This is a genomic window from Pseudomonas sp. SLBN-26, from assembly GCF_006715895.1.
GTDB classification, from domain to species: domain Bacteria; phylum Pseudomonadota; class Gammaproteobacteria; order Pseudomonadales; family Pseudomonadaceae; genus Metapseudomonas; species Metapseudomonas otitidis.
In genome coordinates, this window is the sequence record NZ_VFOB01000001.1 from 2,654,817 (window position 1) to 2,668,627 (window position 13,811).

The following is a 13,811-nucleotide window of genomic DNA, read 5'->3' on the forward strand; positions in this document are numbered from 1 at the left end:
GGGGCAATGGAAAGTTCCCACGATTTATTCGGCGACCATGAACGCGCTATTGTGCCGACCACCCCCTCTATATACTAGGGGCCGCCTTCCCGCGGGATCCCCGACATGAGCCAACACTTCCAGCACGATGTACTGGTGATCGGCAGCGGCGCCGCCGGCCTCACCCTTGCGCTGACACTGCCCTCCCACCTGCGCATCGCCGTCCTCAGCAAGGGCGACCTTTCCCAGGGCTCGACCTTCTGGGCCCAGGGGGGCGTCGCTGCCGTCCTGGACGACACCGACACCGTCGATTCCCATGTCGAAGACACCCTCATCGCCGGTGCCGGGCTCTGTCGCGAGGATGCCGTCCGTTTCACCGTCGAGCACAGCCGCCAGGCCATCCAGTGGCTGATCGACCAGGGCGTGCCCTTCACCCGCGAGGATGAGAGCGCCCGTGAAGACGGTGGCTTCCAGTTCCACCTCACCCGCGAGGGCGGGCACAGCCACCGGCGCATCATCCATGCCGCCGACGCCACCGGCGCCGCCATCTTCAACACCCTGCTGGCCCGCGCCCGGCAGTGCCCCAACATCGAACTGCTGGAGCAGCACGTCGCCGTCGACCTGATCACCGAGCGCAAGCTCGGCCTGCCCGGCCAGCGCTGCCTCGGTGCCTACGTGCTGAACCGCAGCAGCGGCGAGGTCGACACCTACGGTGCGCGCTTCACCGTGCTCGCCTCCGGCGGCGCAGCCAAGGTCTACCTCTACACCAGCAACCCCGACGGCGCCTGCGGTGATGGCATCGCCATGGCCTGGCGGGCCGGCTGCCGGGTGGGAAACCTGGAGTTCAACCAGTTCCACCCCACCTGCCTCTATCACCCGCAGGCCAAGAGCTTCCTGATCACCGAAGCGGTGCGCGGCGAAGGCGGCCTGTTGCGCCTGCCCAGCGGCGAGCGCTTCATGCAGCGCTTCGACCAGCGTGCCGAACTGGCACCGCGCGACATCGTCGCCCGCGCCATCGACCACGAGATGAAGCGCCTGGGCATCGACTGCGTCTACCTGGACATCAGCCACAAGCCCGCCGAGTTCGTGAAGAGCCACTTCCCCACGGTCTACGAGCGCTGCCTGGGCTTCGGCATCGACATCACCCGCCAGCCCATCCCCGTGGTGCCCGCCGCCCACTACACCTGCGGCGGCGTGGTGGTGGACCGCCACGGCCACACCGACGTCCCCGGCCTCTACGCCATCGGCGAGACCAGCTTCACCGGCCTGCACGGCGCCAACCGCATGGCCAGCAACTCCCTGCTGGAGTGCTTCGTCTACGCCCGCTCCGCCGCCGAGGACATGCTCGGCCAGATGGAGCAGATCCCCGTTCCCGACAGCCTGCCCACCTGGGACGCCAGCCAGGTCACCGACTCGGACGAGGACGTGATCATCGCGCACAACTGGGACGAACTGCGGCGATTCATGTGGGACTACGTCGGCATCGTGCGCACCAACAAGCGCCTGCAGCGCGCCCAGCACCGGGTGCGCCTGCTGCTCAGCGAGATCGACGAGTTCTACTCCAACTACAAGGTCAGCCGTGACCTCATCGAGCTGCGCAACCTCGCCCAGGTAGCGGACCTGATCATCCGCTCGGCCATGCAGCGCAAGGAATCCCGGGGCCTGCACTACACCCTGGACTACCCCGACACCCTGCCCGAAGCCCACGACACTATTCTGGTGCCGCCCACCTTTGGCGACTGAAACGCAGCTGCACCCGCAGGCGCCGATGCCAATCGGCGTCCATCGCATCGGCCGGCACGCAGAGCCCCTGGGCCCAGGGGCGACCCGCCTGGCGATAGACCAGCAGCACCGCCAGGGGTAGCGCCAGGCTGTCCGGCGACAGTTGCACAGGCAGCCATTCGCCATCCCGGCGCAGCAACGCCAGCCCATCCGATGACAGGCGCAACCCGAGGATCGCCGACGGCGCCGTCAGCAGAATGCGCCGGGGCAGCACCCAGGCCGCGTGGCCAGCGCACAACAGCACACCGAGCAGGCGCACCCAGGCCGGGCACTCGGCCGTCGCCAGCGCCACCAGGCACAGCATGAGAAGGAAGAGGTAGATCGCCAGCAGGCGCCGCGACGGGCGCCAGTGGCATTCGAAGGGACTACTTGGGCTGGACACGGTCCAGGATCATTTTCACGATGCGCCGCAGGTCCGCATCTTCCGGCTCGCCGCGCTGCATGAACCAGCCGAACATGTCCTGGTCCTCACATTCCAGCAGCTTGCGGTAACGGGCCTGGTCGGCCTCGTCGAGGTGCGGGTACGCCTCCTGCACGAAGGGGACCAGCAGCACATCCAGCTCCAGCATGCCGCGGCGGCTGTGCCAGAAGAGTCGGTTCAGTTCAGTTGCGTCGGCCATCGGGGTGCCTCCAGTAAACAGGCGCGCAGTATAACGGCACGGACGCCGGCCGGCACCCGCTGACAAGCCGCCGACCGGGCTCTATGATGACGCCCCGGACACCCTTTCCAGCGATATCCCATGGCTGAAACCGCATTCTTCTGCCCGCTCACCCACGAAGGCATCATCGCCGTCCGTGGCGTGGACGCCGCCAAGTTCCTCCAGGGCCAGGTCACCTGCAACCTCGCCTACCTCAACGACACCACCACCAGCCTCGGCGCCCGCTGCACCCCCAAGGGACGCATGGTCTCCAGCTTCCGCATCCTGCCCGAAGGCGACGGCTACCTGCTCGCCCTCGATGCCCAGCTGCTGGACGTGCAACTCGCCGACCTGAAGAAATACGCCGTGTTCTCCAAGGCCACCCTGGCCGACGAGAGCGCCACCTGGGTGCGCTTCGGCCTGGCCCAGGGCGACGCCGTGCTGGCCGCACTGGGCCTCGACCTGCCCACCGAAGCCGGCGCTGTCGTACGCGCCGAGGGCCGCATCGCCCTGCGCCTCTCCGACGGCCGCGCCGAACTCTGGGCAGCGGCTGGCGAAGTCGGCAGCCTGCGCGCCCACCTCGCCGCCCACCTGCCCGAGGCTCCGCTCGATGCCTGGCTGCTGGCCCAGGTGCGCGCCGGGGTCGGCCAGGTCTTCGCCGCCACCCGCGAGCTGTTCATCCCGCAGATGATCAACCTCCAGGCGGTCGGCGGCGTCAGCTTCAAGAAAGGGTGCTATACCGGGCAGGAGATCGTCGCCCGCATGCAGTACCTGGGCAAACTCAAGCGCCGCCTGCAGCGCCTGGCCCTGCCCGAAGGCGAACGCCCGGCCCCCGGCCTCGAACTCTTTTCCCCCGTTCACCAGAGCAGCGTCGGCGAAGTGGTGCTGGCCGCCCCGGCGGAACAGGGTTACGAACTCCTCGCCGTGCTCCAGGAAGACGCGGTCAACGACGGACGGATCCACCTGGGCGCCATCGACGGCCCCGCGCTGAACCTGCTCGACCTCCCCTACACGCTGGACGCCGACCGCGAGATCCAGCGCTGAGGGCCGGTCCAACCGCCTACAACGCCTAGAGAGCCCCCATGAGCAAGCTTGCCGAGAAAGTCCAGGAAGACCTGATCCGCGCCATCGACAACGATGAGCTGGTGCTGCCCACCCTGCCCGAAGTGGCGCTGAAGGTACGCGAAGCCGCGGAAGACCCCGACGTGAGCATCCCCGCCCTGTCCAAGGTGATCGGCAACGACGCCGCCCTCACCGCCCGCATCATCAAGGTGGTGAACAGCCCGCTGCTGCGCACCAACAAGGAAATCACCGACCTGCAGATGGCCATCAGCCGCCTCGGCATCAACTACACCTGCAACCTCGCCACGGGCCTGGCCATGGAGCAGATGTTCCAGGCCACCTCCGACGTGGTCGACCGCAAGATGCGCGAAGTCTGGAACAAGAGCACCGAGATCGCCGGCATCTGCCACGTGCTCTGCCGCCACTACACCCGCCTCGCGCCGGACCAGGCCACCCTCGCCGGCCTGGTGCACCAGATCGGCGTACTGCCGATCCTCACCTACGCCGAAGAACACTACGAACTGCTGGCCGACTCCATCAGCCTCAACCACGTGATCGAGCGCATCCACCCGATCATCGGCGACCGCATCCTCAAGGCCTGGGAATTCCCCGCCCCGATCGCGCAGATCCCCAGCCAGTACCTGGATTTCACCCGCAACTCCCCCAAGGTCGACTATGTGGACATCGTCCAGGTCGCCACCCTGCAGAGCTACCTGGGCAGCGAGCACCCCTACACCCAGCTCGACTGGAGCCAGGTCCCCGCCTTCGCCAAGCTCGGCCTCGACCCGCAGGTCGACATGCAGGCCGACGAAGACCTCTCCGCCGCCATGGAAGCGGCCATGAGCATGCTGCAGTGATCTAACGGGCGCGCCATCCCTGTCTAGACTCCCTGCATACATGGAGTACCGGACCCAACGGATGCGCGCCCTCTTCCTTCTCTTCGCCCTCGCCTTCGGCAGCCTCGCCGCCGCTGAAGACGTGCGCCTCACCAACGGTGAATGGGCGCCCTACCTCGGCGCCACGCTGCCGCACCAGGGCGTCGCCTCGCGCATCGTCGCCGAAGCCTTCGCCCTGGAGGGCGTCACCGTCCACTGGGAGTTCTACCCCTGGGCCCGCGCCCTGCGCCTGGCCGAGAAAGGCGAGCGCCACGGCACCGCCATCTGGCTGCGCAATGCCGACCGCGAGCGGGATTTCTACGTCAGTGATCCGGTGATCGAGAGCGGCTACGTGCTGTTCCACCGCAAGGACACCGCCCTCGACTGGCAGAGCGTGGAGGACCTCCGACAGCACCGCCTGGGCGCCACCATCGGCTACGACTACGGCGAGGCCTTCCAGCGTGCCGAGCAGGACGGCCGCCTGCGCGTGCAGCGCCTGGCCGCCGAGGAACAGGGGCTGCGCATGCTCCTGGCCGGCCGCATCGACGTGTTCCCCATGGACAAGGTGGTCGGCATCGCCAACCTGCAGCAAGGCTTCAGCCGCGAGGAACGCAGCCGCCTCACCTTCCACCCCCGGCCCCTGCGCAGCGACACCATGCACCTGCTGCTGTCCCGCTCGGTGCCCGGCAACGAACAGCTCATGGCGCGCTTCAACCAGGGCCTGGCGCAACTGCGCGAAAGCGGCAAGGTCGCCCGCTACCTGCTCGAAGCCGAACAGCCGCTGAGCGCCCTGCACTGACGGCAGGCCGTTCAGGCCGGCGGAAAGCTCACCCGCACCCGCAACCCACCCGCGCCGCCGTCGTGCAGGCTGATCTCGGCCATGTGCGCCCGGCAGATCTCACCGACGATGGCCAGGCCCAGCCCGGCCCCGCTGGCCTGGGCCGTGCGCCGGTAGAAGCGCTCGAACACTCGCTCGCGCTCTTCCGGCGGAATGCCGCTGCCCTCGTCCTCCACCTCCAGCACCGCCGGCGCCATCACCCGCAGGGTCACGCTGGCGCCCTTGGGCGTATGGGCCAGGGCGTTGTCCACCAGGTTGCTGAGCAGCTCGTTGAGCAGCGTCGGCTCGCCCATCACCCAGGCGCTGTCCTCGGCCTCCAGCGCCAGGGCGATGCCCCGCGCGTGGGCCAGGGGCGCCAGGGCCATCCCCAGCTCACGGGCCAGGGCGCCCAGCTCGATGCGCTCGGCACCGCCCTCGGCAATCGCCCGCGCCCCGCTCTCGATGCGGGCCAGGGAAAGCAACTGGTTGGCCAGGTGGGTCAGCCGATCGGTGTTCGCCGCGCTTTCCTCCAGGGTCCGGCGCCAGGCGGCCGGGTCCTGCTCGCGCAGGCCCAGCTCGATCCGCGCCTTCAGGGCCGCCAGGGGCGTGCGCAACTCGTGGGAGGCGTCGGCGATGAAGTCCGCCTGACGCTGGAACAGCCCGCGCAGGCGCTCGGTGAACCGGTTGAGCGCATCCACCAGCGGCTTGAGCTCGCTCTGCACCACCACCACCGGCAACGGGCGCATGTCGTCCGGCTGGCGCTCCTCCACCGCCGAACGCAGCTGGTTGAGCGGGCGCATCGCCGCACTCACCGCCAGCCACACCAGCCCCAACGCCGCCAGGGACATCAGCGCCAGGCGCCACAGCGTATCCACCAGCAGCCCCCGGGCCAGGCGCTCGCGGGCCTCCTCGGTCTCCGCCACGCGGATTTCCGCCATGCCGTTGATGCTTGCCTCGCTCACCGGGCGCAGCAGGCTCACCACCCGCACGTCCACCCCGCCGTAGTTGGCGTCGTAGAAGCGCGCCAGGGCCGGGTAGTCATCGGTGCGCGGCGTGCCAGGCGGCGGGCCAGGCAGGTTCTCGTAGCCGGAGACCAGCTTCCCCTCGATGTCGGTCACCTGGTAGAAGATCCGCCCCGCGCTGTCGTAGGCGAAGGTGTCCAGCGCCACATAGGGCACATCGGCCTTGAGCCGACCGTCGGCCTCGTAGAGCCCGGCGGAAATGGCCCGGGCCGACGCCAGCAGGGTGCGGTCGTAGGCGGTGTCCGCCGCCTGGCGGGCATTGAAGTAGGCACTCAGGCTGCCGAGCACCAGCAGCACCGCCAGCAGCAGCGCCAGCCGCCGCAGCAGCCGCCCGCGCAGGCTTCCCGACTCACGCATCCTGGTGCTCCAGCAGGTAGCCCAGGCCGCGGAAGGTAACGATACGCGCCGTGCTGCCCTCCAGCTTCTTGCGCAGGCGATGGATGTAGATCTCGATGGCGTCCGGGCTGGCCTCCTCGTCCAGGCCGAACACCTGGGCGGCCAACTGGTCCTTGCTCATCACCCGGCCGGGGCGCGCGATCAGCACCTCCAGCACCGCCTGCTCCCGCGAGGTCAGGGTCAGCGGCTGGCCGTCCAGGCTGAAGCGCCGGGTGCCCAGGTCATAGAGCAGCGGCCCGCAGCGCTGCTGCTGCTCACCACCCAGCACCGTGCGCCGCAGCAGCGCCTTCACCCGCGCCTCCAGCTCCGACAGCTCGAAGGGCTTGGCCAGGTAATCGTCGGCGCCCAGGTTCAGGCCCAGCACCCGGTCCTTCACCTCGCCCCGCGCGGTGAGCATCAGCACCGGCAGCGTCTTGCCCCGCCCACGCAGGCGCGACAGCACCTCGAAGCCATCCAGGCGCGGCAGCCCCACATCCAGCACCGCCAGGGCGTACTCCTCGCTGGACAGCGCCAGGTCCGCCGCCACGCCATCGTGCAGCACGTCCACCGTCCAGCCCGCCGCGCGCAGCGCCTGGGCCACGCTATCGGCCAATTGCAGATGGTCTTCGACGAGCAGGATTCGCACGGTGGAGTCCTCCAGGCTGTAGGAAACGGCCCGCAGTGTAACGGCCAACCACCGGCAAAAAACCGGCCTGCCGAATTCTTTCACGCTGAAAGCCTGGCGAAAGCTTCGCCCCCTAGGATCGCCACAGGGTGGACAAAACCACCCATCAATAGCCGGCCCTGGTTGAGCCGGCTTTACAAGAACAACAACGGAGACCACCGATGCACACTGCCTCCCGGCAGGCGTTGCCGCCTGCTCGCATCGTCAGCCTGGCCATCGCCGGCTGCACCCTCGCCCCGTTCGCCCAGGCTGACTTCATCAAGGACAGCTCGGCCACCCTCGAAGCCCGCAACATCTACCTGAACCGCGACTTCCGCGAAGGCACCGGCCAGTCCAAGCGCGACGAGTGGGCCCAGGGCTTCATCCTCAACATCGAATCCGGCTTCACCGAAGGCACCGTCGGCTTCGGCGTGGACGCCCTCGGCATGGTCGGCGTCAAGCTCGACTCCGGCAAAGGCCGCAGCGGCACCGACCTGCTGCCGGTGCAGGACGACGGCGGCACCCCGGACACCTACGGCAAGCTGGGCCTGACCGGCAAGGTGCGCTTCTCCAAGAGTGAACTGCGCATCGGCAGCCACATTCCCGAGCTGCCGGTGGTCAAGGCCAGCGACAGCCGCATCCTGCCCCAGGTGTTCGAAGGCGGCCTGCTCACCTCCAAGGAGATCGAAGGCCTCACCTTCACCGGCGGCCGCCTGCGCGAAGTGAAGGACCGCGCCTCCACCAACTCCGAAGACCTGGCCCTGAACAACAAGAACCGGCGCTTCGCCAGTGGCGCCAGCGGCGACCACTACGACCTGGCCGGCGCCGACTACGTGTTCAGCAAGCAGCTCACCGGGCGCTACTACTTCGCCGAGCTGGACGACGTCTACCGCCAGCACTTCTTCGGCCTGCTCGCCACCCAGCCCCTGGGCAGCGGCACCCTCAGCGCCGACCTGCGCTACGCCATCAGCGCCGACACCGGCCGCGCCGCCGCCGGCAAGGTGGACAACCGCGCGCTGAACGGCATGGTCAGCTACGGCCAGGGCGCCCACAAGGTCGGCCTCGGCTACCAGCGCATGAGCGGCGACACCGGCTACGCCTACATCGACGGCAGCGACCCGTTCCTGGTCAACTTCGTCCAGATCAACGACTTCGCCAACGCCGACCAGCGCTCCTGGCAGGCCCGCTACGACCTCGACTTCGCCAGCCTCGGCGTCCCCGGCCTGAGCTTCATGACCCGCTACATCACCAGCGACAACGCCCAGGTCACCGGCAGCGACCAGGAAGGCCGCGAATGGGAACGCGACGTGGAGTTCAAGTACGTCGTCCAGAGCGGCGCCCTCAAGGACCTCACATTCCGCGCCCGCCACGCCGGTTTCCGCTCCAACTTCGCCCGGGATGCCGACGAACTGCGCCTGATCGTCAGCTACGCCCTCGCCATCTGGTGATCCACAATAAGACTCCACAGGAGACAACCGATGAAGACCGCCCTCTCCCACCTTGCCCTGCTCGCCACCGGCCTGCTGCTCTCCACCCAGCTGATGGCCGAGCCCAAGCGCCCCGAGTGCATCGCCCCAGCCGCCCCCGGCGGCGGCTTCGACCTCACCTGCAAGCTGGCCCAGAGCGCCCTGATGGACGCCAAGCTGCTCAGCAAGCCCATGCGCGTCACCTACATGCCCGGTGGCGTCGGTGCCGTGGCCTACAACGCCGTGGTCGCCCAGCGCCCCGGTGACGCCGGCACCATCACCGCCTGGTCCAGCGGCTCCCTGCTCAACCTGGCCCAGGGCAAGTTCGGCCGCTTCGACGAGAACGCCGTGCGCTGGCTGGCCGGCATCGGCACCAGCTACGGCGCCATCGCCGTGCGCAACGACTCCCCCTACAAGACCCTCGACGACCTGGTCAAAGCACTCAAGGCCGACCCGGGCAAGGTGGTGATCGGCTCCTCCGGCACCGTCGGCAGCCAGGACTGGATGCAGACCGCCCTGCTGGCCAAGGCCGCCGGCATCGACCCGCGCAACCTGCGCTACGTGGCCCTGGAAGGCGGCGGCGAGATCGCCACCGCCCTGCTCGGCGGGCACATCCAGGTGGGCAGTACCGACATTTCCGACTCCATGCCGCACATCCTCGCCGGCAACATGCGCATCCTCGCCGTGCTCTCCGAAGAGCGCCTGCCGGGTGAGGACAAGGCCAACATCCCCACCGCCAAGGAACAGGGCTACGACATCACCTGGCCGGTGGTGCGTGGCTTCTACCTGGGCCCGAAGGTGAGCGACGAGGACTACGCCTGGTGGAAGGCCGCCTTCGACCAGCTGCTGGCCTCCGAGGACTTCGCCAAGCTGCGCGACCAGCGCGAGCTCTTCCCCTTTGCCATGACCGGCCCGGAACTGGACGCCTACGTGAAGCAGCGCGTCGCCCAGTACAAGGACATGGCCAAGGAGTTCGGCCTCACTCAGTAAGCGCTCGCAAGAGCGTGAACAGACGCTAAGGCCCCGAACAGCCGGCTGAGCGCCCCCGCCAGCCGGCCCTCCGCGCCCCCATTCCGCGAGGAATCCCCCATGCTTTTTCAACGCCTGTTCAGTCTGGGCTGGCTGGTCGCATGCCTGTTTTTTGCCGCGCTCGCCTGGGACTACCACGCCGCCTTCTCCTATGAGCCGGTCGGCCCCCGCGCCTTCCCCCTGCTCACCCTCGGGCTGATGGCCGCTGCACTGCTGTGGCAGGTGCTGCGCCCCGGTGCCCTGCTGCACAAGCACGACGACACCCCGCTGGACGCCCCCACCCTGCGCAAGGTGATCGCCTGCATCGCCCTGCTGCTGGTCTACGCCGGGCTCTTCGAGCCGCTGGGCTTCATCCTCTCCAGCACCCTCGCCGGCCTGCTGATGGCCCGCCTGTACGGCGGCAGCTGGCTGCCCAGCGCCATCGCCGCGCTGGCCATCAGCGTTGGCCTCTACCTGCTGTTCGACAAGACCCTGGACGTGCCCCTGCCGCTGGGCCTCCTCGACTTCCTGGAGTGACGACATGGATACCTTGAGCTACCTCGGCCAGGGCTTCGGCGTGGCCCTCTCCCCCTACAACCTGGTCACCGCCCTGGTGGGCACCCTGATCGGCACCGTGGTGGGCCTGCTGCCGGGCCTCGGCCCGATCAACGGCGTGGCCCTGCTGATCCCGGTGGCCTTCGCCCTCGGCCTGCCGCCGGAGTCGGCGCTGATCCTGCTGGCCGCCGTGTACCTGGGCTGCGAATACGGCGGGCGCATCAGCTCCATCCTGCTGAACATCCCCGGCGAAGCCTCCACCGTGATGACCACCCTCGACGGCTACCCCATGGCCCGCCAGGGCCTGGCCGGCGTCGCCCTGTCGCTGTCGGCCTGGAGCTCCTTCATCGGCGCCTTCATCGCCACCTGCGGCATGGTGCTGTTCGCCCCGCTGCTGGCCAAATGGGCCATCGCCTTCGGCCCGGCGGAGTACTTCGTGCTGATGGTGTTCGCCATCGTCGCCCTCGGCGGCATGGCCGGCGACCGGCCGCTGAAGACCTTCATCGCCGCCCTGCTCGGCCTGTTCCTCTCCACCATCGGCATCGACGCCAACAGCGGCGTGTACCGCTTCACCTTCGACAGCATCCATGTCGCCGACGGCATCCAGTTCGTGGTGCTGGTGCTGGGCCTGTTCTCGGTGAGCGAGATCCTCCTGCTGCTGGAGAAGACCCACCACGGCCACGTTGCGGTGAAAGCCACCGGGCGCATGCTGTTCAACCTCAAGGAGGCCGCGTCGGTCGCCGTGGTCAACCTGCGTTGCGGGGTGATGGGCTTCATCCTCGGCGTGCTGCCGGGTGCCGGCGCCACCCTGGCCAGCGCCGTGGCCTACATGACCGAGAAGAAGCTCGCCGGCGACTCCGGCAAGTTCGGCAAAGGCGACATGCGCGGCCTGGCCGCCCCGGAAACCGCCATCGGCGCCTCCGCCTGCGGCGCCATGGTGCCGATGCTGACCCTGGGCGTTCCCGGCTCCGGCACCACGGCGGTGATGATCGGCGCACTCACGCTGTACAACATCACCCCCGGCCCGATGCTGTTCCAGCAGCAGCCGGACATCGTCTGGGGCCTGATCGCCTCGCTGTTCATCGCCAACGTCATGCTGGTGATCCTCAACATCCCGATGATCCGGATATTCACCCGCATCCTCGCCGTGCCCAACTGGGCCCTGGTGCCGGTGATCGCCATCATCACCTCCATCGGCGTCTACGCCGTGCACGCCACCACCTTCGACCTGTTCCTGATGGTCGCCATCGGCATCTTCGGCTACATCCTGCGCAAGCTGGACTTCCCCCTCTCGCCGCTGCTGCTGGGCTTCATCCTCGGTGGGCTGATGGAGCAGAACCTGCGCCGCGCGCTGTCCATCTCCAACGGCGAGCTGGGCATCCTCTGGTCCAGCCCCATCGCCATCGGCACCTGGGTGCTGGTCGCGGTGATGCTGGCCCTGCCGCTGGTGCGCATCTGGCGCCGCCGCGCCCGCCGGGAGGCCCTGGCGGATGCGTGATGGCTGGCGCAGCTGGTGGGCGACGCCCCTGGTGGGCGCGGCGGGCGGCCTGCTCGCCAGCCTCGCCCACTGGCCGCTGCCGTGGATGATCGGCGCCCTGGTGGCGGTCATCCTGCTCCGCTGCGCCACGCCCTGGCAGATCCGCGACCTGCCGGGCGGGCGCAAGACCGGCCAATGGATCATCGGCATCGGCATCGGCCTGCACTTCACCCCCCAGGTACTGGAGCAGGTCACCACCCACTGGGCGCTGGTGCTCTTCGGTGCCCTGTTCACCAGCCTTTCCAGCGTCCTCGCCATCGGGCTGTTGCGCCGCAGCGGCGAGGACCGCGCCACCGCCTTCTTCGCCTGCATGCCCGGCGGCTCGGGGGAGATGGTCAACCTCGGCCAGCGCAACGGCGCCAGCACCAGCCGCGTGGCCGCGGCCCAGAGCCTGCGGGTGGTGGCCGTGGTGCTGTGCATACCGGCACTGTTCAAACTGCTGCTGGGCGACGGCCCCGCCCTGCACACCAGCGCCCCGGTGGACTGGGCCTGGCTGGCCGTGCTGGTGCCGGCCGGCGGCCTGGTGGCGCTGCTCTGGCAACGCCTGCGCCAACCCAACCCCTGGCTGTTCGGCCCGCTGCTGGTCAGTGCCTGCGCCAGCGTCGCCTGGGACCTGCACATCGGCCTGCCCCCAGGGGCCAGCCAGGTGGGCCAGCTGCTGATCGGCAGCGGCCTGGGCTGCCACTTCGACCGCCCCTTCTTCCGCCGCGCCCCGGCCTTCCTCGCCCGCACCCTGCTGGGCACCGCACTGATGATCGGCTTCGCCAGCCTCTGCGCCCTCGGCATCGCCTGGGCCAGCGCCCTGGACCTGCGCTCCCTGACCCTGGGGATGATGCCCGGCGGCATCGCCGAGATGAGCCTCACCGCCGAGACCCTGCAACTCTCCGTCCCGCTGGTCACCGCCCTGCAGGTGGCCCGGCTGCTGCTGGTGCTGTTCCTGGCCGAGCCGGTGTTCCGGCGCTGGCAGCGCCTGGCGCACTGACACTCCCCAATGTGCGACCGCTTCGCAGGAGGGGGTGAGGCCACGGACCCCATCGCCCCCGCCATCAGGCTGCTTCTACGTGTGCAAGCCGGCAAGGGCAGAATCCAAAGCAAAAAAAACGGGAGCCACAGGGCTCCCGTTCTCGATTCAGAGAAAACGCCGGGGCCGATAACGGCCCCAGGCTACAACCTCACCTGCGTTCCAGAAGAAACGCACAGCTAGTCTGGCAAAAGCCGACTGGACGATCCGTTTAGCTTTGGTAACCCGATTGCAAACATATGTAACCGAGCCAGCGTCTGGTCGGCCGCCCCACCGGCGCGGCAGAATGCGCGCCATGAACCTGACCCTGCCCCCTTTCTGCACCCAGCCCGATGCCGCCTGGCCCTTCGCCGAGGCGCTGGAGGGCGTGGGTTTCCACAGCTGCCGCTTCGACCCGGCGACCCTCGACGATGGCGACTTCGCCCGCTGCAACATCCCCACCACGCCGAGCATCCAGCGCTCGGTGGCCAAGCGCCGTGCGGAGTACCTGGCCGGGCGGCTCTGCGCGCGGGCGACCTTGCAGGCGCTCACCGGGCAGGCCGAGGTGCCCGCCACCGGCGAGGACCGGGCACCGGTGTGGCCGGCCGGCATCGTCGGCTCCATCACCCACGGCACCGGCCAGGCGGCCAGCGTGGTGGCCCGTGCCGAGGCATGGCGCGGCCTGGGGCTGGACCTGGAGCAGCGCCTGGAGCCCGAGCGCGCCCTGCGCCTGGCCGGGGAGATCCTCACCGAGGCCGAGCTGCAACGGCTCGACGCCCTGCCGCTGGAGGCCAGGGCCGAGCGGGTGACCCTGACCTTCTCCATCAAGGAGAGCCTGTTCAAGGCGCTCTACCCGCTGGTGGGGGTGCGCTTCTATTTCCATGATGCGGAAGTGCTGGCGGTGGACGGCCACCGCGTGCAGCTGCGCCTGTTGATCGACCTGTCCGCCGAATGGCACCAGGGCCGCGAGCTGCAGGGGCAGGTGCGCCACTACCCGGACCGCCTGCTGACCCTGGTGGCGGTGCGCTGAC

Annotated in this window: 14 protein-coding genes; 10 read left to right on the plus strand and 4 right to left on the minus strand. The window is 68.9% G+C overall.

What is annotated here, in order from left to right:
• Nucleotides 1-105 precede the first annotated feature (105 nt).
• Nucleotides 106-1,722, plus strand: coding sequence for an L-aspartate oxidase (gene nadB, locus FBY21_RS12125; protein WP_044407236.1), 1,617 nt, complete (start codon nucleotides 106-108; stop codon nucleotides 1,720-1,722).
• Here the strand turns inward: nadB and FBY21_RS12130 are convergent.
• Nucleotides 1,691-2,143 carry a protein YgfX gene (locus FBY21_RS12130; RefSeq protein ID WP_142011252.1) on the minus strand — a complete coding sequence of 151 codons (453 nt, stop codon included), beginning with the start codon at nucleotides 2,141-2,143 and terminating at the stop codon, nucleotides 1,691-1,693. The two genes, nadB and FBY21_RS12130, sit on opposite strands and share 32 nt — an antisense overlap.
• Entirely contained in the window at nucleotides 2,127-2,381 is a 255-nt protein-coding gene (locus FBY21_RS12135) for a succinate dehydrogenase assembly factor 2 (RefSeq protein WP_044407239.1), read from the minus strand. Before FBY21_RS12135 ends, FBY21_RS12130 begins: the two co-directional genes overlap by 17 nt.
• A 120-nt stretch (nucleotides 2,382-2,501) precedes the next feature.
• On the opposite strand from FBY21_RS12135, the gene FBY21_RS12140 reads away from it, so the two are divergent.
• From FBY21_RS12140 to FBY21_RS12150, 3 genes are all read left to right on the plus strand, one after another.
• Nucleotides 2,502-3,443 carry a YgfZ/GcvT domain-containing protein gene (locus tag FBY21_RS12140; RefSeq protein ID WP_142011255.1) on the plus strand — a complete coding sequence of 314 codons (942 nt, stop codon included), beginning with the start codon at nucleotides 2,502-2,504 and terminating at the stop codon, nucleotides 3,441-3,443.
• A 38-nt stretch (nucleotides 3,444-3,481) separates the two neighbouring features.
• Nucleotides 3,482-4,318 (plus strand): HDOD domain-containing protein, encoded by an 837-nt coding sequence (locus FBY21_RS12145; RefSeq protein ID WP_044407245.1) that lies wholly within the window; start codon nucleotides 3,482-3,484, stop codon nucleotides 4,316-4,318.
• Between the two features lie 61 nt (nucleotides 4,319-4,379).
• The gene (locus tag FBY21_RS12150; RefSeq protein ID WP_142011257.1) at nucleotides 4,380-5,135 is read left to right on the plus strand and encodes a substrate-binding periplasmic protein; all 756 of its coding nucleotides are present in this window, start codon (nucleotides 4,380-4,382) and stop codon (nucleotides 5,133-5,135) included.
• 11 nt (nucleotides 5,136-5,146) lie between these two features.
• Here the strand turns inward: FBY21_RS12150 and FBY21_RS12155 are convergent, their stop codons facing one another.
• Both FBY21_RS12155 and FBY21_RS12160 read right to left on the minus strand, forming a co-directional pair.
• On the minus strand, nucleotides 5,147-6,532 hold the full coding sequence (locus FBY21_RS12155; protein ID WP_044407252.1) for a sensor histidine kinase: 1,386 nt from the start codon (nucleotides 6,530-6,532) through the stop codon (nucleotides 5,147-5,149).
• On the minus strand, nucleotides 6,525-7,196 hold the full coding sequence (locus tag FBY21_RS12160; RefSeq protein ID WP_044407382.1) for a response regulator: 672 nt from the start codon (nucleotides 7,194-7,196) through the stop codon (nucleotides 6,525-6,527). The genes FBY21_RS12155 and FBY21_RS12160 overlap by 8 nt, the downstream gene beginning before the upstream one ends.
• 200 nt (nucleotides 7,197-7,396) lie before the next feature.
• On the opposite strand from FBY21_RS12160, the gene FBY21_RS12165 reads away from it, so the two are divergent.
• The 6 genes from FBY21_RS12165 to FBY21_RS12190 all read left to right on the plus strand — a co-directional run bounded on the left by FBY21_RS12165 (nucleotide 7,397) and on the right by FBY21_RS12190 (nucleotide 13,810).
• Nucleotides 7,397-8,662, plus strand: coding sequence for an OprD family porin (locus FBY21_RS12165; RefSeq protein WP_142011259.1), 1,266 nt, complete (start codon nucleotides 7,397-7,399; stop codon nucleotides 8,660-8,662).
• A 30-nt stretch (nucleotides 8,663-8,692) separates the two neighbouring features.
• Nucleotides 8,693-9,670, plus strand: coding sequence for a Bug family tripartite tricarboxylate transporter substrate binding protein (locus FBY21_RS12170; protein WP_142011261.1), 978 nt, complete (start codon nucleotides 8,693-8,695; stop codon nucleotides 9,668-9,670).
• A gap of 99 nt (nucleotides 9,671-9,769) precedes the next feature.
• Entirely contained in the window at nucleotides 9,770-10,225 is a 456-nt protein-coding gene (locus FBY21_RS12175; RefSeq protein ID WP_142011264.1) for a tripartite tricarboxylate transporter TctB family protein, read from the plus strand.
• Between the two features lie 4 nt (nucleotides 10,226-10,229).
• On the plus strand, nucleotides 10,230-11,741 hold the full coding sequence (locus tag FBY21_RS12180; protein WP_142011266.1) for a tripartite tricarboxylate transporter permease: 1,512 nt from the start codon (nucleotides 10,230-10,232) through the stop codon (nucleotides 11,739-11,741).
• Nucleotides 11,734-12,762 carry an AbrB family transcriptional regulator gene (locus FBY21_RS12185; protein ID WP_142011268.1) on the plus strand — a complete coding sequence of 343 codons (1,029 nt, stop codon included), beginning with the start codon at nucleotides 11,734-11,736 and terminating at the stop codon, nucleotides 12,760-12,762. Before FBY21_RS12180 ends, FBY21_RS12185 begins: the two co-directional genes overlap by 8 nt.
• A 325-nt stretch (nucleotides 12,763-13,087) precedes the next feature.
• Nucleotides 13,088-13,810: a 4'-phosphopantetheinyl transferase gene (locus FBY21_RS12190; protein WP_142011271.1), complete on the plus strand. Its 723-nt coding sequence runs from the start codon at nucleotides 13,088-13,090 to the stop codon at nucleotides 13,808-13,810.
• The last annotated feature ends 1 nt before the right edge of the window (nucleotide 13,811 follow it).

What these genes read in the sequence shown, in the direction of transcription:
- nadB (WP_044407236.1), top strand. Translation starts at nt 106, where the DNA reads ATGAGCCAACACTTCCAGCACGATGTACTGGTGATCGGCAGCGGCGCC.
- FBY21_RS12135 (WP_044407239.1), bottom strand. Translation starts at nt 2,381, where the DNA reads ATGGCCGACGCAACTGAACTGAACCGACTCTTCTGGCACAGCCGCCGC.
- FBY21_RS12140 (WP_142011255.1), top strand. Translation starts at nt 2,502, where the DNA reads ATGGCTGAAACCGCATTCTTCTGCCCGCTCACCCACGAAGGCATCATC.
- FBY21_RS12145 (WP_044407245.1), top strand. Translation starts at nt 3,482, where the DNA reads ATGAGCAAGCTTGCCGAGAAAGTCCAGGAAGACCTGATCCGCGCCATC.
- FBY21_RS12150 (WP_142011257.1), top strand. Translation starts at nt 4,380, where the DNA reads ATGCGCGCCCTCTTCCTTCTCTTCGCCCTCGCCTTCGGCAGCCTCGCC.
- FBY21_RS12155 (WP_044407252.1), bottom strand. Translation starts at nt 6,532, where the DNA reads ATGCGTGAGTCGGGAAGCCTGCGCGGGCGGCTGCTGCGGCGGCTGGCG.
- FBY21_RS12165 (WP_142011259.1), top strand. Translation starts at nt 7,397, where the DNA reads ATGCACACTGCCTCCCGGCAGGCGTTGCCGCCTGCTCGCATCGTCAGC.
- FBY21_RS12170 (WP_142011261.1), top strand. Translation starts at nt 8,693, where the DNA reads ATGAAGACCGCCCTCTCCCACCTTGCCCTGCTCGCCACCGGCCTGCTG.
- FBY21_RS12175 (WP_142011264.1), top strand. Translation starts at nt 9,770, where the DNA reads ATGCTTTTTCAACGCCTGTTCAGTCTGGGCTGGCTGGTCGCATGCCTG.
- FBY21_RS12180 (WP_142011266.1), top strand. Translation starts at nt 10,230, where the DNA reads ATGGATACCTTGAGCTACCTCGGCCAGGGCTTCGGCGTGGCCCTCTCC.
- FBY21_RS12185 (WP_142011268.1), top strand. Translation starts at nt 11,734, where the DNA reads ATGCGTGATGGCTGGCGCAGCTGGTGGGCGACGCCCCTGGTGGGCGCG.
- FBY21_RS12190 (WP_142011271.1), top strand. Translation starts at nt 13,088, where the DNA reads ATGCGCGCCATGAACCTGACCCTGCCCCCTTTCTGCACCCAGCCCGAT.